Source organism: Streptomyces sp. NPDC051563, assembly GCF_044454225.1.
Taxonomy (GTDB): Bacteria; Actinomycetota; Actinomycetes; order Streptomycetales; family Streptomycetaceae; genus Streptomyces.
Genome location: NZ_JBITDL010000025.1, coordinates 17,606 through 38,004 on the forward strand (window position 1 = coordinate 17,606; position 20,399 = coordinate 38,004).

The window sequence follows — 20,399 nt, forward strand, 5'->3', positions numbered from 1 at the left end:
TCGGGCCGTGACGACGGATCCCGATCAAGCGGCTGCGGCGCTGTGCGCGGCGGTGGCGGCGTACGACCACGAGGCGGCCGCGGCCCTGGTCGAGTCCGGCGCGGACCCGGACCGGGTGCTGCCCGACGGTACGACCCCGCTGCTGCGGGCCGTCGAGGGCGGCTCCCCGGCGCTGGTGACGGCGCTGCTCGGCGACGACGCCCGGCAGCGGCTGCCGGAAGCGGAGCGGGGCCGGCTGCTGGACGCGGCCCGGCGCTGGTACGAGGCGGGCGCGGAGGCGGAGCTGCGGCGGCTCACCGGGGCGGCGGGACCGGCGGACGTCGCATGGGTGACGGACTCGGAGTACGACAGCGTCCCGGAGATCACCCTCGGCGGGCGGAGCGTACGGGCCGGACACGGAGCGGTCCTGACCGACCTGGAGTGGGAGTTCCGCATCCTGGCCCCGGTGGCGGAACTGGTGGCCCGCGGGGTCCGGTCCCCGCGCCGGGACCACGTGGACCAGAACGCCTCGCTCCACGTCCTGAACAGCCGGGTCAGCGCACAGACCTGGGCCGAGGCGGTGGCCTTCCGGCACGACCCGGATCCGGTGCGGCGGGGGTTCGTGGTCGACGTGATCCGGTACCGGCTGTGGGGGTGGGCCGACACCGCGCACGCGGGCTGGTACGAGAAGGAGTGCCACCGGATCCTCGTCGAGTGGGAGGCGGAGGAGACGGACGCGGACGTACTGGCCCGGGTGCTGGAAGCCCTGGGTGAGGCGGAGGTGGCCACCCGGGAGGCCATCGGCCTGCGCCGCGCCGGGCATCCGGACCCGGGGGTGCGGCGCTGGGTGCCGGGTCTCTTCGACCACTGGGTGGCCGTGGACGTGCCGCGGGTGCTGTCTGCGGAGGTGCGGCGGGCGCTGCGGGAGCTGTGCCGCGACGAGGACGGCGAGGTGCGGGCCGCTGCCGCCGGGGTGCTGGCCGGCGAGCACCCGGAACAGGAGGACCTGGCACTCCTGCCGGACCTGCTGCGGGACCCGGACCCGGAGGTCGTGCGCCGGACCCTTCGTGGCCTCGGGTCCGTCACCCGCGCTGTGCCGGAGGTCGCCGAGCTGCTGGTGCGGTGCCTCGACTCGGCCGATCAGGACGTCCGGCTGAGCGCGGCCCACGGCCTGGCGGTACGCGACGACCCGCGCACGCCGGAGGCCTACGCGAAGGTCGGCCCGCTGGGCCCCGGCTACGAGAACGACCACCGGCTGGCCGGGCTGTGGCGGTGGGAGTTCCGGAACCGGCCCGACCCCGGCCCCTCGTAGCGTCCGCCTAATGCCGTGGTGCCTTCCCGGCCCGTGTGGCATGTTCCGGGCATGACGGCACTGGGGGACGCGGTACGGGCGGGCGACACGGAGGCGGTATGGAGGCTGCTGGCGGGCGGTGCGGATCCGGACGCCCCGGACGAGGACGGACTGCCGCCGCTGTGCGCGGCGGTGGCGGCGTACGCGTACGAGACGGCCGAGGCGCTCGTGGAGGCCGGCGCGGATCCGGACCGGGTGCTGCCGGACGGTACGACCCCGCTGCTGCGGGCCGTCGAGAGCGGCTCCCGGGCGGTCGTCGGGGCGCTGCTGTGGTCCCAGGACCTCCCCGACCCGGGGGAGCGCCTGCCGGAGGCGGAGCGCACACGGCTGCTCGACGCGGCCCGGCGGTGGCACGGGGCGGGCGCGGAGGCGGAGCTGCGGCGGCTGACGGGGGCGGCGGGTCCGGCGCACATCTCGACGGTCGAGGAGGCGTGGGTCCTGGTCGAGCAGATCACGCTCGGCGGGCTGACGGTGCGCGCGGGACACGGCGCGGTACTGACCACCCTGGAGGGGGTGTTCGCTGTGCAGATCCCCCTGGAGGAACTGGTGGCCCGGGCCGTCCGGCACACCGACTCCTCCCACGTGGACTGGTCTGCGGCCAGGTTCCGGCTGGAGGACCGCCTGGCGGAGGGCAGCCGGGAGGTGGTGACGGCCCTGCGGCACCACCCGTCCCCGGTCCACCGCCGCTTCGCCGCCGACTGGCTGCTGACCCGGCAGTGGTGCCTGGGGGCCGACGCGTATCCGTACGGCGACGAGGACCGGGAACTCCTCGCCGACTGGGCGGACGTGGAGGCGGACCCCGAGGTGCTCGCGCTCGTGCTGTGGGCCCTGACCGAGCACGACGTGGCCCACCCGAGGCTGGACTCCCTCGGCCTGAGGTACGCCGCCCATCCGGATCCCGGGGTGCGCCTGCGGGCGGTGGACTGCATGGGCCGGCCCGATGGCGGGCCGTTCACGGGCGCGGCGTACGAGGCCCTGCTGCTCCTGGCGGGCGACCCCGACGACGAGGTGCGGTACTGCGCCGCCCTGAGCCTTCTGGCGTCCCGGCAGGACGTGGACACCATGCACGGCGTGATCCGCGACCTGGTCCGCGACCCGCGGAGCCCGATGAGGCTGGCGGCGGCGGAGCGCCTGGGGGAATCCGGCGACCGCACGGCCGATGCCACGGACCTGCTGCTGTCCCTCCTGGACGCGGACGACACGATGCCCCGGCTGCTCGGCGCCTACGGACTGGCCCTGCGGGACCACCCGGACACCCCGCGGGCGTACGCGAGGGCGGAGGAACTCGGACCGTTCCACCCGTCCGACCACCGGGCGAACGGCCTCTGGGACTGGAAGCAGCGCAACGGTGCGGGGCGGCCCGGGGCCGGGGCCTAGGGGGTGTCTTGTCGATCAGGCCGGGCTCGCGGGGTCTGGCACCGCGCCTCGCCGCGTTGTCGTCACTCGCCGACTTCCCCAAGCTCTCGGCTCCGCTCGAGCAGGGGAGACCCCATTCGCGTCGACTCCCTCCTCCGCCTTGCGATGCACGGCACCAGACCCCGCTCCCTGACCCGGCCTGATCGACAAGACACCCCCTAGGCTGGTCCCGACTGCTGTCGAAGCTCGAAGAGGCGACTAGAAGATGAGCACGTACGGATCCTTCCCCGGCTCGCGGCCCCGTCGGCTGCGCACCACCCCGGCGATGCGGCGGATGGTGGCGGAGTACCGGCTGCACCCCTCGGACCTGATCCTCCCGGCGTTCGTCCGGGAGGGCATCAGCGAGCCGCTCGCCATCTCGGCGATGCCGGGCGTGGTCCAGCACACCCGGGACACGCTGCGGAAGGCCGCCGTGGAGGCCGTCGAGGCCGGGGTCTCCGGGATCATGCTCTTCGGCGTGCCGGCCGACGAGAACAAGGACGCACGGGGCACGGCGGGCACCGAGCCGGACGGGATCCTGCAGGTCGCGATCCGCGACGTGAAGGCGGAGGTCGGCGACGACCTCGTCATCATGTCCGACCTGTGCCTGGACGAGTACACCGATCACGGCCACTGCGGGGTGCTCGACGAGCACGGCCGCGTGGACAACGACGCGACGCTGGAGCGCTACGCCGAGATGGCGCAGGTACAGGCCGACGCGGGCGTCCACGTGGTGGGCCCGAGCGGGATGATGGACGGCCAGGTCGGCGTCATCCGCGACGCGCTCGACGAGACGGGCCACGAGGACGTCTCGATCCTCGCGTACACGGCCAAGTACTCCTCCGCCTTCTACGGCCCCTTCCGCGAGGCCGTCGCCTCCTCGCTCCAGGGCGACCGCAAGAGCTACCAGCAGGACCCGGCGAACGCCCGGGAGTCGCTGCGCGAGCTCGCGCTCGACCTGGAGGAGGGCGCCGACATGGTGATGGTCAAGCCTGCCGGGCCCTACCTCGACATCCTCTACCGGGTCGCGCAGGCGGTGGACGTCCCGGTGGCGGCGTACCAGATCAGCGGCGAGTTCGCGATGATCGAGGCGGCGGCGGAGAAGGGCTGGATCGAACGCGAGCGGGCGATCCTGGAAACCCTGCTCGGCATCAAGCGGGCGGGCGCGGACACGATCCTGACGTACTGGGCGACCGAGGTCGCCCAGTGGCTGCGGTCGGAGCGGTAGCAGCTGACGCCGGCCGGTCGCTCTGGGTGGCGGTCGACGGTCACGGGAAGGGTGTCCAGACGCCCGGCCCTGGATGCTCTGACCGCCCCGCGCGTCCGTACCGGCCGAGGTCACGGTCCTGCCGGGGCCGTGCGTGGATGCCCATCCAGCCGAGCAGGGCTGCGCATCTCCGACGAGGCCGCTCCTCCCCACTCCTCCCTCCCGGCCGTTCCCCGGGGGGATCCCGGAAGTCTTGTGGCGTTTCGGGGTGGGCCGGTCGGTCAAGGGTGGCCGAAGGCCATCGCGAAGCGACGCGACGAAGGAGCGCCCTTGAGGGACCGGCCCGCACCGAAAGGACACTGGACTGCCGGGCTCCCCCCGGACCCTGTCAACGCCCCCGCCCAACCCGCAGCCCAAGCCAGCCAGCCACCCACCCACCCCACCCCACCCCCCACCCCGATTCGCATCGCCTCCCCCACAGGCGCACCCTGGAGGCAGGGTGACCCCCTGGAGGTGATGGATCATGTCCACGCTCGTCGGGTGGCATGTGGAGCTGGAATTCACCGAGGAGGGCGACCGCACCAGTGCGGCGGCCCTGGTCAGGCTCGGGGACGGCTCCGAGATACGGGCGCACGGCTATGCCATGCGTCATCCCTCCGACCCGGAGCAGCTGCGGGTCGGGGAGGAGATCGCGGGTGCGCGTGCCCTCATGGACATCGCGTCCCAGATGCTGCAGAAGGCCCACACGGAGATCGACGAGGCGACGGGCCGGCACTCGTATCCGCTGACCCACTGATGTGCCGAGCTGCGGGCGCGGTGCGCCGTGCCGGCGTACCGCGCCCGTCCGTGCCGCTGCCGCTCCGCAAGCCGGCCTACCGCGTCCGCCGTTCGAAGACGACGGCCGACAGGGCTACGGACACCAGGCCGATGCCCGCGCACCAGGCCAGGGCCACCCAGGGGGCGTCGCCGGCGGGCCGGGCGAGGAGCAGGGCCCGGAGGGATTCGATCACCGGGGTGAGCGGCTGGTGGTCGGCGAAGCCGTGGAGCCAGCCGGGCATGGTGTCGATGGGGACGAATGCGCTGGACGGGTACGGCAGGAACATCATCAGGAAGGTGAAGCCGCCCGCCGCCTCCGGACTGCCGGCGAGCAGCCCGAGCGTCGCGGCCAGCCAGGAGATCGCGGTGATGTACGCGACCAGGAGCGCGGCCGCGGCCAGGTAGCCGGGCAGCGAGGCCTGGGGGCGGAAGCCGATGGCGAGGGCGACGGCCAGGACCAGGCCGGTGGACACGAGGTTGCGCAGGACCGAGGCCGCGACGTGCCCGGCCAGGATCGGGATGCCGCCGATGTCCAGGGACCGGAAGCGGTCGATCACGCCTTCCTTCATGTCGGTGGCGACGCTGACGGCGGTGTTCGCCGCGCCGAAGCCCGCGCAGAGCAGCATCGCTCCCGGGACCACGTAGGTGACGTACGCCGTCCCGGTGTCGATGGCTCCGCCGAAGAAGTAGACGAAGATCAGCATCAGCATGACCGGCAGCATCAACGCGCCGATCAGGACGTCCGGTTGGCGGCGGCTGATGCGCAGGCAGCGGGCGGCGAGGGCGTGGGCCGTCGCGGTGGTGCCGGGGCGGGCCGTCGAGGAGGAGGCCACGGGGGCGGTCAGGGGAGTGGTCATGGAGCGGCTCCCGTCAGGGTGAGGAACACGTCGTCGAGGGTGGCGCCGCGGACCGTGAAGCGGTCCACGGCCGTGCGGTCCGGGTCGAGCGCGTCGAGCAGGGACCGGATGTGGGCGGCGCTGCCGTCGGTGGGCAGGCTGAGGCCGAGCTCCTCCGGGGCCAGGGCCAGGCCCTCCGCGGAGGCGCCGTCTGCGTCCCCCGCCGCGAGCCGGGCCGCGCGCGGGGCCAGGGCGTCGTAGGCGGCCCGGTCGGCGAGGGTCAGGTCGAGGCGGTGGCCCGCCACCCGGGACTTGAGCTCCGCGGGGGCGCCTTCGGCGGCGATCCGGCCGCCGGCCAGCACTGCCACGCGGTCGGCGAGCCGGTCGGCCTCCTCCAGGTACTGGGTGGTGAGGAGCACGCTTGTGCCGTCGGCGCGCAGTTCCCGTACGAGCTCCCACAGGTCCTGGCGGCTGCGCGGGTCGAGCCCGGCGGTGGGCTCGTCCAGGAAGATCACCTCGGGCCGGGCGACCAGGCTCGCGGCGAGGTCGAGGCGGCGGCGCATGCCGCCCGAGTAGGTCTTCGCGGTGCGTCCGGCGGCTTCGGTGAGCCCGAAGCGGGCGAGGAGTTCGTCGGCGCGGTCCCGGGCGGCGCGGGCGGAGAGCCCGCGCAGGCGGCCCGCCATGCGGAGGGTCTCGGTGCCGGTCTGGAGGTCGTCGACGGCGGCGAACTGCCCGGTGAGGCTGATGCGCCGGCGGACGCGGGCGCGGTCGGCGGTGATGTCGTACCCGGCGACGCGGGCGGTGCCGGAGCCGGGGTCGGGTGCGGTGAGGGTGGCCAGGATCCGGACGGTGGTGGTCTTCCCGGCGCCGTTGGGGCCGAGGAGGGCCAGGACGCTGCCGCGCGGGACGGCGAGGTCGATGCCGTCGAGGACGCGGAGTCCGCCGTAGGACTTGGTCAGGCCGGTGGCGTGGATGCCGAGGTCGTTCGTGGCCATCGCGGACCACGCTCCCTTCTTCTGCGTATGTAGTACGCGCTTCTGTGTAAGTAATACACAGAACTAGGATGTGGGTCAACGACGAAGGCGGGAGCGGGCGGCCATGGCGAAGGAGCCGGAGAGGGAACCGGTGGCAGGCACCGGGCTTCCGGCGAGCCTGGAAATGGCCTGGGGCCTGCGCGAACGCCCCGGCAAGGGCCCGCGGCCCACGCTGACCCTGGCCCGGATCGTGGAGGCGGCGGTGGCGCTGGCCGCCGCGGAGGGCATGGACGCCGTCTCGATGGGGCGGGTGGCCAAGGAACTCGGCGTCTCGACGATGTCCCTCTACCGGTACGTCACGGCGAAGGAAGAGCTCTACATCCTGATGGCCGACGCCGGCGTCGGCACCCCGCCGGAGCCCTCCGGGGTTTCCGGCTGGCGGGAGCTGCTGGCGGAGTGGGCGTACGCGCAGCGGGCCGTCCTGATGGCCAACTCCTGGATCGTGCGCATCCCGCTCACCGGAGCGCCGGTCAGCCCGAACCAGCTCGCCTGGATGGAACGCGGACTCGCGGCGATGGCCGGTGCGGCCCTGAGGGAGGGCGAGAAGGTCTCGGCGATCATCCTGATCGGCGGCCTGGTCCGCAACGAGGCGACGATGGTCGCGGACATGATGGACGCCATCGTGAAGGCTGGCGTCTCACCGGACCAGGTCCTGGGCCAGTACGTACGCACCCTGCGGCTGATGACCGCCCCCGACACCCACCCGGGGGTGACCCGCCTGCTGGAATCCGACGCGTTCTCGGGCGCGGACGAGCCGGACTTCCAGTTCCGCTTCGGCCTGGACCGCATCCTGGACGGCCTGGCCGCGCTGATCAGCGAGCGGTCCACTCCGTGAGGGCGGCCCAGGCCGCGGGGGCCAGGTCCAGGACGGGGCCGTTCTGGACCTTCGAGTCCCGGACGTGGACGTGGGTCGCGCTGGTCGCGACCTCAATGCAAGCGTCGCCTTCGTCGGTGCTGTAGCTGGACTTGAACCACCTCGGCGCAGTGCTCATAGCTCTCCTAGCAGACGGCCCAAAAAGGACGCGGTCTCTTCGGCGTTGAGGGCCTGAGTTCGCAGCATTGCATACCGCAGGGTCAGGATGCTGATGTCGTCGGGATGGGTGACGCGCTGGCTGCTGCGCTGGGATTCGACGTAGGTGCGGTGTTCGTGGTCCGGCGTTTCCAGCATGACGAATGAACCAGAGAGGCCGGGATGGGACGTCTGGCCAAAGGGCAGTACCTGGAGCGTGACATGCGGCAACTCCATGCACGTGAGCAGATGGCGCACTTGCTCGGCGTAGACGGCGTTCCCACCGATGCGGTCGCGGAGAGCGCCTTCCGAGACCACGAAGGAAAGGCTCGGCGGCCGCTCGCAGTGTAGGAGCTCGGTCCGGGCCAGTCGGCGGGATGTCAGGGTTTCGATCTCCTCCTGAAGGAAGGCTGGGACGCGACCGCGGAACAGGGCCCGCATGTAGTTCTCGGTCTGGAGGAGCCCTGGCAGTACGCCGACCTCGTACCAGGAGAACGCGATGGCGTCCTTCTCCAGGTCCATGTACTCGTCGGACCAGGTGGGCGTGGGATCCCTTTCGGGCATCCCGTGAGCAGCGACGGTCAGCAGTCCTGGGAGGCCCAAGTGCTGATCCATGAGCTCCGCGACGTTCGGCATCAACGTCCGCCGCCCCTGCTCGATGGATGCGATGGTCTCTTCGTCCAGCTGCACCAACACGCCAAGCTGCTTCTGTGTCAGGTTCTTGGCGATCCGGGCCGCGGCCACCATCCTCCCGACCATCTTCATGGTCGTCGCGTTCGGCCGTGCGCGTTTCCTCGGTGGCATGACGATGAACTCCCCACCCTCGCGGCTGAACTACCCCGTGCCAACCCGTACTCATCACTGAGTACGGGTTGGCGCTCAGCCACACGCTAGTCACGTAACGCGACGATCGGCACGTGAATCTGCATACTCAACCCGCCCTGGTTCAGGAGCGCCTCTACGTGCGCTCACCCCAAACCATCAGCTCTGCCCGCCACTTCACACGTGACACCTTGGCCGCGTGGGGCCGGGCCTCCCGGCAGGACGACACATTGCTCTGCGTGAGCGAGCTGGCGACCAACGCGCTGCGGTACGGGGTCCCGCGCGGCCGGGGCTACCTGCTGCGGCTGCTCACGTACGACGGGACCGTCCGCGTCGAGGTTCACGACAGCGGCCCCGGGCTGTCGCGGATCCGGGAAGGGTCACCCGGACGGGGGCTCGTGCTCGTGGGCGCCCTCGCCGACGCCTGGGGCGTGCTGCCCCGGGCGCCGGGCAAGGTCGTCTGGTGCGAGTTCCGCTGCTGCTGAACCCGTCCTGCGGCTCGGCGACCGTCAGTCGACGATCTCCGGGCGGGCCTTGATCACGGCGAAGACGGCGCCCTGGGGGTCGGTCAGGACGGCCATGCGGCCGGCCGCCATGTCGAAGGCGGGGGCGATGACGTTGCCTCCGGCGCGGGTGGCGGCGGCCTGGATCTCGTCGACGTCGTCGGCGCTGAAGTACGGGATCCAGTTCGGCGGGGTGCCCGGCGGGAGGTTCGTCAGGTCCATCATTCCGGCCACCGCACGGCCGTCGACCTGGAACTCCGTGTACCCGGCGGCCTCCGGCATCTCGGACGGGGTCGTGGTGACGGGGAGGACGGCGCTGTAGAACGCCGACGCCGCCGCGATGTCGCTGGTGCTCAGCTCGTTCCAGATGAGCGCGCCGTGCTCGTTGACGATGCCGGCCCCGTCGAAGGTGCCCGCCTGCCACAGGCCGACGACGGCGCCGGTCGGGTCGGCGATGACGGCCATCCGCCCGAGGTCCATGACGTCCATCGGGGGCATGACGGCCGTGCCGCCCGCATCGGTGACGGACTTGAGGGTGGCGTCGATGGCGTCCGTGGCCAGGTAGGTGGTCCACACAGTCGGGGGCATCGGGTCGGGGACGGAGCCGTCCGGGTTCATCGCCTTCATGATCCCGGCGACCGGCTTGCCCTTGAGCGTGCAGACGGAGTACCCGCCGGTCTCGGGCGGGCCGATCTCGCCCTGCCAGCCGAAGAGGTCGGCGTAGAAGTCGATGGCGGCCTGCTGGTCGGGAACCATCAGGTCGATCCAGCAGGGGGTGCCGGGCTTGTAGGGACCGTTCATGTCGGGCACGGGGCCCTCCGTGGGGGTGGGTAGGGGATGGACGGGCCGTCCCCTACCCGGGGCATAGCACCCCAACCGGGCTGTTCGGGTGAAAGCGGTCCTTGGGCGTGGGGTGGTTGTTCCCCGACCCTGCCCGTGGCCCGGGGACGACCACCCGTGACCATGGAGACGTTGCCCGGCGGGAGTTCCGCCGGGCATCCGTCACGCAAGGGGTGGGAAATGCAGGGATCCAAGAGGTCCATACGGGCGCTCGTGTCCGTCGCGGCGGCCGTCGCGACGCTGGGCACCGCGCTGGTCGCCGCGCCGGCCGCCCAGGCCGCGCCCCCGGCGCAGAACGAGATCCGGGTCGTGTCCTGGAACATCTGCGGAGAGGCGGGCAGCCCCCGCGGGGTGGACGGCTTCTGTCCCTCCCGGAACGAGCCCGCCGCGAAGATGGACGAGGTCAAGAAGGTCGTCGACGAGCGGCGGGCCACCGTGGTCATGCTCCAGGAGGTCTGCGGCGGCGCCGCCGGCAGCCACATGGCGCTGCTCCAGGAGCGCCTCGGCGCCGCATGGTCCATCCGGCACGCCAAGGGCGCGCGGCCCGACGGCCGCACCGACTGCCGCGGGGGCCTGACCGGCGACCTCGGCATCCTGCTGGCCGTGAAGGGGACCGTCACCGACTCCTGGTCCCAGGACACGCTGCCCGACTCCCCGGACGACGCACAGACCCTCCCGGCGCTGTGCGTGGCCGTGGAGGGCTGGAGCACCACGCCCTGCACCACCCACATCATTCCGGGACAGGCGGGCCGCGCCGCCCAGCAGATCAAGAACGTCAAGGCGTTCGTGGACGCGCACGCCCCCGGCGGCACCGTGCTGGGCGGCGACTTCAACCGCAACGCGGCCGCCACCGGGATGGAGACGCTGACCAGCGCCTACGACAACTGCATCGACGGGTACACGTACCACGGCTGGGACACGGTCGGCACCGGCGGGCACTCCTGGAACAAGCTCGACCACCTCTTCACCACGAAGGCGGCCGGCGCGAGCCGCTTCGCCTCCTGCGCCATCGACTCGGCGCGGATGGACACCACCCCGAACCAGGCGGGCGTGACCCCCAACGGCGTCTCCGACCACGCCCCCGTCACCGCCGTGCTGCGCGGCGCCCCGGCGGTCGGCGACATGAACGGTGACGGCCGGTCCGATCTGGTCGCCGTCGACGACGCGGGCAAGCTCCGCCTCTACGCGGGCCAGGGCGACGGCTCCGTCACCGGCAGCCCGGCCGAGATCGGCAGCGGCGGCTGGGCCGGAGCCTCGGTCTCCCACCGCGGTGACTGGACCGGCAACGGCACCGAGGACATCGTGGCCCGGGTCGGCAGCGAACTGCGCGTCTACCCGAACCGCGGCGACGGCACCCTGGCCTCCCCGGTCCGCATCGGCACCGGCTTCCCGACCGACTCCCGCGTCGTCAGCGTCGGCGACGCCACCGGCGACGGCTACCCGGACGTGATCGCCACCCTCGGGGACGCCCTGTGGCTGTACGCGGGCGACCCGGCCGCCAACCCCGGCGTGAAGTCCGGCGTCCAGATCGGCCTGCGCGGCTGGTCCCCGATGAGCCTGAGCGCGGCCGGCGACGCCGACCACGACGGCAGGGCCGACCTGTTCGCGCGCGACGCGAACGACGAGAAGCTGTGGCTCTACCGGGGCCGGGGCGACGGCACCTTCGGCGAGCGCACCGAGTACGGCCACGGCTACGGGACCGGCAACCGGCCGCTGCTGGCCGGTGCGGGCGACGCCGACGGCAACGGGATCGCGGACCTGTGGGCGACCACGAACGAAGGCACCGGCACGCTGATGTTCTACGCCGGCGAGACCAACGGCGCGGGCAACCCGGTGGACGGGACCCGCACCACGGTCGGCGCGAGCGGCTGGAACACGATCCGCGCGATCAGCTAGCGGGGATGTGCCGAAGGGGCCCCGGGGAACACGCTGAGCGCGTTCCCCGGGGCCCCTTTCGTGCGGTTCGGAGATCCTCGGGTCAGAGATCCTCGGGTCAGAGACTCTCGGGTCAGAGCTTCTCGGGGGTGCGGATGCCGAGGAGGGACATGCCCTTGCTGAGGGTGCGGGCCGTCAGCTCGCACAGGAACAGCCGGTTCTCGCCGACGACGAGCTCGGGCTCGGGCTTCACGACCGGGCACTGCTCGTAGAACGTCGCGAACAGCGAGGACAGCTGGTACAGGTACGCCGCCACCTTGTGCGGGGCGTACTCCGCGGCCGCCTCGCCGATCAGCTCGCCGAAGTGGTCCAGGTGCAGGCCCAGCGCACGCTCGGCCGGGGCCAGCTCCAGCTCCGGGTGCGCGACCGGCTTGCGGTCGCCCGCCCGGCGAATGATCGAGCCGATCCGGGCGTACGCGTACTGCAGGTACACGGACGTGTCACCGGTCAGCGAGACCATCTGGTCCAGGTCGAACTTGTAGTCGCGCGCGGCCGAGGTGGACAGGTCCGCGTACTTCACGGCGCCGATGCCCACGTACTGGCCGTTCTCGACGATCTCCGCCTCGGTCAGGCCGACCTTCTCCGCCTTCTCGCGGACCACGGCGGTCGCCCGCTCGACGGCCTCGTCGAGCAGGTCCACCAGCCGCACCGTCTCGCCCTCACGGGTCTTGAACGGCTTGCCGTCCTTGCCCAGCACGGTGCCGAAGGCCAGCTGCACGGCCTTGGTGTCCTCGTTCAGCCAGCCGGCCCGGCGGGCCGTCTCGAAGACCATCTTGAAGTGCAGGGACTGCCGCGCGTCCACCACGTAGAGGAGGGTGGTCGCGCCCAGCTCGCCCACCCGGTCGCGGATCGCCGAGAGGTCGGTCGCGGCGTAGCCGAAGCCGCCGTCCGACTTCTGGACGATCAGCGGGGTCGGGTTGCCGTCCGGACCCTTGACGTCGTCGAAGAACACGCAGAGCGCGCCGTTGGAACGGACGGCCACGCCCGAGTCCTCCAGCAGCTTGCAGGTCTCCACCAGCATGTCGTTGTAGCCCGACTCGCCGATGACGTCGGGGTCCTGGATGTCCATGTCCAGCTTGTTGAAGACGGAGTAGAAGTAGATCTTCGACTCGTCCACGAACCGCTGCCACAGCGCCAGCGTCTCCGGCTCGCCGGCCTGGAGGTCCACCACCCGGGCCCGGGCCCGCGTCTTGAACTCCTCGTCGGAGTCGAAGAGCGTGCGCGAGGCCTTGTAGAGGCGGTTCAGGTTGGACATGGCCTCCTCGCCGGAGACCTCCGTGACCTCGGCGCCGTCCTCCGCCTTGTGGTCCAGCTCGTGCGGGTGCTCCAGCAGGTACTGGATGAGCATGCCGAACTGGGTGCCCCAGTCGCCGATGTGGTGGCGCCGGACCACCTTCTCGCCGGTGAATTCGAGGATCTCGACCATGGCCGCACCGATGACCGCCGACCGCAGGTGGCCGACGTGCATCTCCTTGGCCACGTTCGGCTGCGCGTAGTCGATCACCGTCGTACCCGGCTTCGCGGCGAGCGGCACGCCGAGGCGGTCGTCGGCGGCGCGGGCCGCCAGGGTCTCGACGATCGCCTTGTCGGTGATGGTGATGTTGAGGAAGCCGGGGCCCGAGACCTCGATCTCCTGGATCAGGTCACCGGTGTCGATGCCTTCGACCACCGTGGTCGCCAGCTCGCGCGGGTTGGCCTTGGCCTTCTTCGCGAGCGCCAGGATGCCGTTGGCCTGGAAGTCGGCCCGGTCGCTTCGTCGCAGCAGCGGGTCGCTCGCACCGGCGTCCGGCAGGGCGGAGGCGAGTGCGTCGGCGACGCGCTGGTTGACGGAGGAAGCGAGGGAAGGGACCGAGGCCATGAGCTGCCGTTCCTGTGAGGTCGTGCCCGAGCGTGCACTGGGGGTTTCGGTTGGGGTTTCGGACAAGGACCGAGTATCCCACGCGAGGGCTGTCCACATCCCGGGATATACCGGCGGCCACCCGGCGGCCACCCGGCGGCCAGGGGGCGCCGATGAACCACAGAGCGCTCCGTTCTGTCTGGGAGAATGGCGAGAAGCCAGCATTCGAGAACGAAGGACGTGTCGTGGCTCAGAGCGCCCCGAGCAGCACCGAGACCGACTGGGTCTCCCGTTTCGCGGACGAGGTCATCGCCGAGGCGGAGCGCCGAGCCCCGGGCAAAACCATCGTCGTCGCGTCCGGCCTCTCCCCCTCCGGCCCGATCCACCTCGGCAACCTCCGCGAGGTCATGACCCCGCACCTGGTCGCCGACGAGATCCGCCGCCGCGGCCACGAGGTCCGCCACCTGATCTCCTGGGACGACTACGACCGGTACCGCAAGGTCCCGGCCGGAGTCCCCGGCATCGACGAGTCCTGGGCCCAGCACATCGGCCGCCCGCTGACCGCCGTGCCCGCCCCGGCCGGATCCGCGTACCCGAACTGGGCCGAGCACTTCAAGGCCGCCATGGTCGAGGCCCTGGCCGAGCTGGGCGTCGAGTACGACCCGATCAGCCAGACCGAGCAGTACACCGCCGGCACCTACCGCGAGCAGGTGCTGTTCGCGATGAAGCACCGCGGCGACATCGACGCGATCCTCGACCAGTACCGGACCAAGCAGAAGCCCGGCGGCAAGAAGCCGCAGCAGAAGCAGGTCGACGAGGCCGAGCTGGAAGCCGCCGAGGGCTCGGGCGCGGCCGCCGAGGACGACGGCAGCGCGGAGGGCACCGAGTACTTCCCGTACAAGCCCTACTGCGCCGAGTGCGGCAAGGACTTCACCAAGGTGACGTCCTACGACGACGAGACCACCGAACTGACCTACGTCTGCACCGAGGACGAGTTCACCGAGACGGTCAAGCTCAGCGAGTTCAACCGCGGCAAGCTGGTCTGGAAGGTCGACTGGCCCATGCGCTGGGCCTACGAGGGCGTGATCTTCGAGCCCTCCGGCGTCGACCACTCCTCGCCCGGCTCCTCCTTCCAGGTCGGCGGCCAGATCGTCGGCATCTTCGGCGGCGAGCAGCCCATCGGCCCGATGTACGCCTTCGTCGGCATCAGCGGCATGGCCAAGATGTCCTCCAGCAAGGGCGGGGTCCCCACCCCGGCCGACGCGCTGAAGATCATGGAGCCCCAGCTGCTGCGCTGGCTCTACGCCCGCCGCAAGCCCAACCAGTCCTTCAAGATCGCCTTCGACCAGGAGATCCAGCGGCTCTACGACGAGTGGGACAAGCTGGAGGCCAAGGTCGCCGACGGCACCGTCCTGCCCGCCGACGCCGCCGCCCACGCCCGCGCCGTACGCGTCGCCTCCCACGAGCTGCCGCGCACCCCGCGCCCCATGGCGTACCGGACGCTCGCCTCGGTCGTCGACATCACCGGCGGACACGACGAGCAGACCCTGCGCATCCTCAGCGACCTGGAGCCCGACCGGCCGCTGACCTCCCTCGACGAGGTCCGCCCGCGCCTGGACCGGGCCGAGAACTGGATCACCACCCAGGTCCCGGCCGACCAGCGCACCCTGGTGCGCGAGGAGCCCGACGCCGAGCTCCTGTCCTCCCTCGACGACGAGGGCCGCGAGTCCCTGCGCCGCCTCGTCGACGGGCTCGACTCGCACTGGTCCCTCGACGGGCTCACCACGCTCGTCTACGGCGTGCCGAAGGTGATGGCCGGCCTGGAGCCGGACGCCAAGCCGACGCCGGAGCTCAAGGTCGCGCAGCGCACCTTCTTCGCGCTGCTGTACCGCCTGCTCGTGACCCGGGAGACCGGACCCCGCCTGCCCACCCTGCTGCTCGCGGTCGGGGCGGACCGGGTGCGCAAGCTGCTCGCCGTCTGAGTGCACGTGAGAAGGGCCCGCACCCCCCAGGGGGTGCGGGCCCTTCCCGTGTCCGGGGCCTACGGGGCTACGCGATGTGCTCGTTCTCCAGCTCGGTCTGGTAGCGCTGCTTGAGCTGCGGGAAGATCTTGCGGATCAGCGAGGCGCTGCGCGGATGCACCACGCCGTACCGGTCGGCCAGCAGTATGTCGATCTGCTCGGCGGTCAGTACCTCGCCGTTCTCCTCCAGGTGCGACCGGAAGACCTCGTACGCCGCCTCCGCGAACTTCACGTCGTCGTCGCTCGGCGGCTCGCCCTCGGCGAAGACCTCCTCCTGGCGGGGGCCCGGTACCCGCAGCTCCGGCTCTTCCCGCGGCTGCTCCTGCTGCTCCTGCTCCTGGAGCTCCGGGCCGGTCGGGGGCATCACCGGTGTCGGCTCCAGGCCCTCGACGTACTGCGGGTTGTAGCCGCCCTCGTACGCGGCCTGCGGCGCGCGGGGCGCCGCGAACCAGGCGCTGTTGTGCGCCGCCGGCATCGCCGTCGGGTCCACCACGAAGGCGGGCCCGTCGGGGTGACCCTGCGCGACCGGCACCCCGCCCGGACCCTCCGCGTACTGCGGCCCGGGCCCGGCGAGCTGGTGCTGCTGCTGCGCGCCGTCGGCCTCGGCTTCGGCAGGGGCAGCGGCAGCGGCCGGGGCAGGGGCCGTGAGCGCGGTCGCACCGGCGGCCGCCTGCTGCGGGCCCTCGGCGCCCGCCGGCAGGGCCGGAGCCGCCGGGTCCGCGGCCGGGGGCGGCGGGATGAGCAGCGGGTCGATGCCCGCCGCCGCCAGGCCCTCGGGGGCCGTCTGCGCGAGGGGAACCCCTATGCGGGCCAGCCGCAGCGGCATCAGCGCCCCGACGGGAGCCTTGCGGCGCCAGGCACGGCCGTAGCGCGCCTGCAGGCGGGCCTGGTAGATCAGCCGGTCCTGCTCCATGCCGACGGCCTGCTCGTAGGAGCGCAGCTCCCACAGCTTCATCCGGCGCCACAGCTTGAAGGTGGGCACCGGGGAGAGCAGCCAGCGCGTGAGGCGGACGCCCTCCATGTGCCGGTCGGCGGTGATGTCCGCGATCCGGCCCACCGCGTGCCGGGCGGCCTCCACGGTGACCACGAACAGGATCGGGATCACCGCGTGCATCCCGACCCCGAGCGGGTCGGGCCAGGCGGCCGCGCCGTTGAAGGCGATCGTTGCCGCCGTCAGCAGCCACGCCGTCTGGCGCAGCAGCGGGAACGGGATCCGGATCCACGTCAGCAGCAGGTCCAGCGCGAGCAGGACGCAGATGCCCATGTCGATGCCGATCGGGAAGACCAGCGAGAAGGAACCGAAGCCCTTCTTCAGGGCCAGGGCGCGCACGGCGGAGTACGAACCGGCGAAACCGATCCCCGCGATGACGACGGCTCCGGCGACCACCACACCGATCAATATCCGGTGCGTACGAGTCAGCTGCATCGCGGCCACCCGCGATCCCCTCCCCTTGTCGAGCTACGGCAGGGCACAGCGTACGCGCGTACGGGCAAGGGGACGCCAGCGGTCCGGACCAGGGCCTGCGGGCCCCGGGTCCGGACCGCCGACGGCGCACTGCGCCCTGAAGCGCTAGGAGTTCGAAGGCGAGGGCTGCTGCGCCGGCTGCTCGGGCTGCGCCGGCTGCTCGGGCTGCGCCGACTGCTCGGGCGCCTTCGCCTCGTTGGCGGCCGCGATCGAGGCCACGGTCTCCTTCGTCGCCGCGATGGCGTCCTGGAGCAGCTTGGCCTGGTCCGGAGCGGCCGCGCCTTCGTAGGCCGTGCCGTTGTAGTCGAGGGTGACGACCACGTTGTGGGTGCGGGCGATGATCGAGGTGTTGAAGAAGTCGCCGTCCTTCTTCGTGGTGAAGGTGACGGAGGTGGCCTGGTCGCCGATGCCGCCCGCCTCCTCCGGCTTCACGTTCTCCGCGCCCTCGACGGCCTTCGCCTTCTCGACCTGCTTGGCGTACTCGCCCTCGGCGCGCTTGCTGCCGGTGCCGACCGAGGCGAGGGAGTCGTAGCGGACCAGGGAGATCGAGAGCCAGCGGTACTGCGAGCCCTTCAGACCGGCCTCGTCCAGGCCGTTCCAGGTGCAGGTGGCACGGCTGGCGAGGTCGTTGGACTTGGCGGCGGTGCCGTTGGGGTCCTTCGCCTTGGGGACGATCGTCTCGACGGTCTTCGCGGCGACCGCCTTGCAGGGCTCCGGCAGGGTGGAGTAGACGGCCTTCTCCAGCGCCTCCTTGGAGGGCTTGGCGCTCGGCTGGGCGGCGGACGAGGACGCTCCGGACTTCTTGCCGCTGTCGGTGCCCGACTCCTTGCCCGAGTCGGACGAGCAGCCGGCGACCGTGAGGATCACCGGGACGGCTGCGCAGGCGAGGACGCGGGTGAGGCGCGAGGCTGATCGGTGCATGATTCCTTCAGACGTTGTGGGTCTTCGTGCGGTCTCGTTCGGTCCCGCTGGCGGTCTCGTTCGGTCCCTCTTGCGGGCGCGGGACCCGAGCAACCGTAGCCCGACCCGGCGCCCGGCTGCTGTGCGCGCCGTCACGACGGCCTCGCACGCCCCCCTGGGACGGGACCGGCTATTCGTTGAACCGCTCCCCGAGGGCCTGCGCCAACTGCCGTGCCCTGTCCTGGGTTTCACCGCTGGGCGGGATCGCGCCGGGCAGTGCGGGCTGGACGCTGTACTCGACGGTGACGATGACATTCGAGGTACGGAACACAATGCGGACGGTGCGCGCCTGGGCCGCGGAGGCGCCGGCGGCGGCGAGCTTGTCGTCGAGGAAGGACTCGTTGCCGAGCCCTTCGAGGACGCGGGAGCCCAGCTCCGGCGCGGGGGAGGCGCTGCCGCTCGGGCCGCCGCTCGGGCCGCCGCTCGCACCCGGTCCCGTACTGGCGCCCGTGCTCGCGCCCGTGCTCGGCGTCGGCGCTCCGGGGGCCGGCGCCCCGGACCCGGACGGCGTCGGGCTCGACGACGGCACCGGGGCGGGCAGGTTGGCGGCGGTGAGCTGGCGGCCGTAGACCTGCCGCGCCTTGTCGTCGTCGCTCGTGGAGGCCCGGTCGTACGACACCACGCGCTCGAAGCCCACGAACAGCAGCCGGGTCTCGGTGGGCGTCTGCGCGGTCCAGCGGCAGCCGACGCGCCGGTCGGCGTCGTAGGAGGCATCCGCGACCCCGGCGTAGAGCGCCTCGCGGGCCTCGGGGGCGAGGGCCTCGGCGGCCGGGAGCATCGCCTTGACCTTCTTGGCGTCGGCGGCCTTGCAGGGCATGGGCAGGCTGCGGTACTTGCCGGGCTGGGCGCCCGTACCGGCGTTCGCCCCGGCCTTCGCGTCGATGGTCGTTCCGGATCCGCCACCGTCGGTGCAGGCGGTGAGACCCGCCGCGAGGGCGGTGAGCATCGCGATGGCTGGCAGGACTCCACGTACTCGGCGTACTCGTACCACCTTGCGCTGCACGTTCCACTGGCTCCCTTCGGGAAATTGCGTTGCCGCGGCTGGGGCGCGGATGGACACAATGTCTATCGCACACGCTGGTGCCGGCGCCGGTCTCATGTCGTATTTGAGGCCATGAGCGAGGCTTTTTGCGTTCAGTGACTTTTGTGGTGGTGACGGGGTGTTGAGGGTGAAATGTCATACGTAGAAGTGCCCGGGGAGCAGGTTCCCATCCGGATGTGGACCGACCCGGCGTCGGTCGAGGACAGCGCGATGCGCCAGCTCCGGAACACCGCCGGCCTCCCCTGGATCAAGGGCCTCGCCGTCATGCCGGACGTGCACTACGGCAAGGGCGCCACGGTCGGCTCGGTCATCGCCATGAAGGACGCGGTCTGCCCGGCGGCGGTCGGCGTCGACATCGGCTGCGGCATGTCCGCGGTGAAGACCTCCCTGACCGCGAACGACCTCCCGGGCGACCTGTCGGGCCTGCGCTCGCAGATCGAGAAGGCGATCCCGGTGGGCGCGGGGATGCACCGCGAGGCGGTGGATCCGGGGCGGCTGTACGGGTTCTCGGTGGAAGGGTTCGAAGATCTGTGGAAGCGCTTCGACTACATCAGTGATGCGGTCAAATTCAGGCGGGAACGTGCCACAAAGCAGATTGGAACGCTCGGATCCGGTAATCACTTCATCGAATTCTGTCTCGATGAGTCGGGTTCAGTCTGGCTGATGCTGCACTCCGGCTCGCGGAACATCGGGAACGAGCTGGCCGACTTCCACATCGGCGTGGCCCGCGGGCTCGCGCACAACCAGGGCCTGGTCGACCGGGACCTCGCGGTGTTCCTCGCGGCGACCCCGGAGATGCAGGACTACCGCAACGACCTCTTCTGGGCGCAGGAGTACGCGAAGTTCAACCGTGCCGCGATGATGAGCCTGTTCAAGGAGGTCGTCCGCAAGGAGTTCCGCAAGGCCAAGGTCTCCTTCGAGCGGGAGATCAGCTGCCACCACAACTACGTGGCGGAGGAGCGGTACGACGGCATGGACCTGCTGGTCACCCGGAAGGGCGCGATCCGCGCCGGCAGCGGTGACTACGGGATCATCCCCGGCTCCATGGGCACCGGCTCGTACATCGTGAAGGGCCTCGGCAACGAGAAGTCCTTCAACTCGGCCTCGCACGGCGCGGGCCGGAAGATGAGCCGGACGGCGGCGAAGAAGCGGTTCTCGGCGAAGGATCTGGCCGAGCAGACCAAGGGCGTGGAGTGCCGCAAGGACTCCGGCGTCGTGGACGAGATCCCCGGCGCGTACAAGTCGATCGAGCAGGTCATCGACCAGCAGACGGACCTCGTCAAGGTCGTCGCCAAGCTGAAGCAGGTCATCTGCATCAAGGGCTGAGGCCCGCAGGTGGGCGGGGGT

18 protein-coding genes are annotated in these 20,399 nt (G+C 71.6%); 9 read left to right on the forward strand and 9 right to left on the reverse strand.

The window, feature by feature from the left end:
• Positions 1-7: 7 nt before the first annotated feature.
• The 4 genes from ACIA8F_RS27280 (at position 8) to ACIA8F_RS27295 (ending at position 4,728) form a co-directional block, all read left to right on the forward strand.
• Positions 8-1,291 (forward strand): HEAT repeat domain-containing protein, encoded by a 1,284-nt coding sequence (locus tag ACIA8F_RS27280; RefSeq protein WP_399382621.1) that lies wholly within the window; start codon positions 8-10, stop codon positions 1,289-1,291.
• 51 nt (positions 1,292-1,342) lie between these two features.
• Complete coding sequence (locus ACIA8F_RS27285) at positions 1,343-2,707, forward strand: ankyrin repeat domain-containing protein (RefSeq protein WP_399382623.1); 1,365 nt, start codon at positions 1,343-1,345, stop codon at positions 2,705-2,707.
• A gap of 244 nt (positions 2,708-2,951) precedes the next feature.
• Positions 2,952-3,953, forward strand: a complete 1,002-nt coding sequence (gene hemB, locus ACIA8F_RS27290; protein ID WP_399382625.1) for a porphobilinogen synthase — start codon at positions 2,952-2,954, stop codon at positions 3,951-3,953.
• A 502-nt stretch (positions 3,954-4,455) separates the two neighbouring features.
• On the forward strand, positions 4,456-4,728 hold the full coding sequence (locus tag ACIA8F_RS27295) for a DUF1876 domain-containing protein (RefSeq protein ID WP_399382627.1): 273 nt from the start codon (positions 4,456-4,458) through the stop codon (positions 4,726-4,728).
• Positions 4,729-4,804: 76 nt separating this feature from the next.
• Here the strand turns inward: ACIA8F_RS27295 and ACIA8F_RS27300 are convergent, their stop codons facing one another.
• The gene (locus ACIA8F_RS27300) at positions 4,805-5,605 is read right to left on the reverse strand and encodes an ABC transporter permease (protein ID WP_399382628.1); all 801 of its coding nucleotides are present in this window, start codon (positions 5,603-5,605) and stop codon (positions 4,805-4,807) included.
• Positions 5,602-6,579 (reverse strand): ABC transporter ATP-binding protein, encoded by a 978-nt coding sequence (locus tag ACIA8F_RS27305; RefSeq protein WP_399382629.1) that lies wholly within the window; start codon positions 6,577-6,579, stop codon positions 5,602-5,604. The genes ACIA8F_RS27300 and ACIA8F_RS27305 overlap by 4 nt, the downstream gene beginning before the upstream one ends.
• A gap of 103 nt (positions 6,580-6,682) precedes the next feature.
• Here ACIA8F_RS27305 and ACIA8F_RS27310 point away from each other — a divergent pair, with 103 nt between their 5' ends.
• Entirely contained in the window at positions 6,683-7,453 is a 771-nt protein-coding gene (locus ACIA8F_RS27310) for a TetR/AcrR family transcriptional regulator (protein WP_399382630.1), read from the forward strand.
• On the opposite strand, the gene ACIA8F_RS27315 is transcribed toward ACIA8F_RS27310, so the two are convergent.
• The gene (locus ACIA8F_RS27315; protein WP_399382632.1) at positions 7,431-7,610 is read right to left on the reverse strand and encodes a DUF397 domain-containing protein; all 180 of its coding nucleotides are present in this window, start codon (positions 7,608-7,610) and stop codon (positions 7,431-7,433) included. The genes ACIA8F_RS27310 and ACIA8F_RS27315 overlap by 23 nt on opposite strands.
• Positions 7,607-8,392, reverse strand: coding sequence for a Scr1 family TA system antitoxin-like transcriptional regulator (locus tag ACIA8F_RS27320; protein ID WP_399382634.1), 786 nt, complete (start codon positions 8,390-8,392; stop codon positions 7,607-7,609). Before ACIA8F_RS27320 ends, ACIA8F_RS27315 begins: the two co-directional genes overlap by 4 nt.
• 197 nt (positions 8,393-8,589) lie before the next feature.
• Here ACIA8F_RS27320 and ACIA8F_RS27325 point away from each other — a divergent pair, with 197 nt between their 5' ends.
• Positions 8,590-8,934 (forward strand): ATP-binding protein, encoded by a 345-nt coding sequence (locus ACIA8F_RS27325; protein WP_399382636.1) that lies wholly within the window; start codon positions 8,590-8,592, stop codon positions 8,932-8,934.
• 24 nt (positions 8,935-8,958) lie between these two features.
• On the opposite strand, the gene ACIA8F_RS27330 is transcribed toward ACIA8F_RS27325, so the two are convergent.
• The gene (locus ACIA8F_RS27330) at positions 8,959-9,753 is read right to left on the reverse strand and encodes a VOC family protein (RefSeq protein ID WP_399382771.1); all 795 of its coding nucleotides are present in this window, start codon (positions 9,751-9,753) and stop codon (positions 8,959-8,961) included.
• A gap of 219 nt (positions 9,754-9,972) precedes the next feature.
• On the opposite strand from ACIA8F_RS27330, the gene ACIA8F_RS27335 reads away from it, so the two are divergent.
• Positions 9,973-11,688, forward strand: a complete 1,716-nt coding sequence (locus ACIA8F_RS27335; protein WP_399382638.1) for an FG-GAP-like repeat-containing protein — start codon at positions 9,973-9,975, stop codon at positions 11,686-11,688.
• Positions 11,689-11,800: 112 nt separating this feature from the next.
• On the opposite strand, the gene argS is transcribed toward ACIA8F_RS27335, so the two are convergent.
• Complete coding sequence (gene argS / locus ACIA8F_RS27340) at positions 11,801-13,585, reverse strand: arginine--tRNA ligase (protein WP_399382639.1); 1,785 nt, start codon at positions 13,583-13,585, stop codon at positions 11,801-11,803.
• Between the two features lie 224 nt (positions 13,586-13,809).
• Here argS and lysS point away from each other — a divergent pair, with 224 nt between their 5' ends.
• Positions 13,810-15,546: a lysine--tRNA ligase gene (gene lysS / locus ACIA8F_RS27345; RefSeq protein ID WP_399382640.1), complete on the forward strand. Its 1,737-nt coding sequence runs from the start codon at positions 13,810-13,812 to the stop codon at positions 15,544-15,546.
• A 67-nt stretch (positions 15,547-15,613) separates the two neighbouring features.
• Here the strand turns inward: lysS and ACIA8F_RS27350 are convergent, their stop codons facing one another.
• The 3 genes from ACIA8F_RS27350 to ACIA8F_RS27360 all read right to left on the reverse strand — a co-directional run bounded on the left by ACIA8F_RS27350 (position 15,614) and on the right by ACIA8F_RS27360 (position 19,013).
• Positions 15,614-17,020 carry a DUF2637 domain-containing protein gene (locus tag ACIA8F_RS27350; RefSeq protein ID WP_399382641.1) on the reverse strand — a complete coding sequence of 469 codons (1,407 nt, stop codon included), beginning with the start codon at positions 17,018-17,020 and terminating at the stop codon, positions 15,614-15,616.
• Positions 17,021-17,155: 135 nt separating this feature from the next.
• Positions 17,156-17,971 carry a DUF3558 family protein gene (locus ACIA8F_RS27355; protein ID WP_399382642.1) on the reverse strand — a complete coding sequence of 272 codons (816 nt, stop codon included), beginning with the start codon at positions 17,969-17,971 and terminating at the stop codon, positions 17,156-17,158.
• A gap of 169 nt (positions 17,972-18,140) precedes the next feature.
• Positions 18,141-19,013, reverse strand: a complete 873-nt coding sequence (locus tag ACIA8F_RS27360) for a DUF3558 domain-containing protein (RefSeq protein ID WP_399382644.1) — start codon at positions 19,011-19,013, stop codon at positions 18,141-18,143.
• A gap of 171 nt (positions 19,014-19,184) precedes the next feature.
• On the opposite strand from ACIA8F_RS27360, the gene ACIA8F_RS27365 reads away from it, so the two are divergent.
• Positions 19,185-20,378, forward strand: coding sequence for an RtcB family protein (locus ACIA8F_RS27365; RefSeq protein WP_399382645.1), 1,194 nt, complete (start codon positions 19,185-19,187; stop codon positions 20,376-20,378).
• Positions 20,379-20,399: the final 21 nt, after the last annotated feature.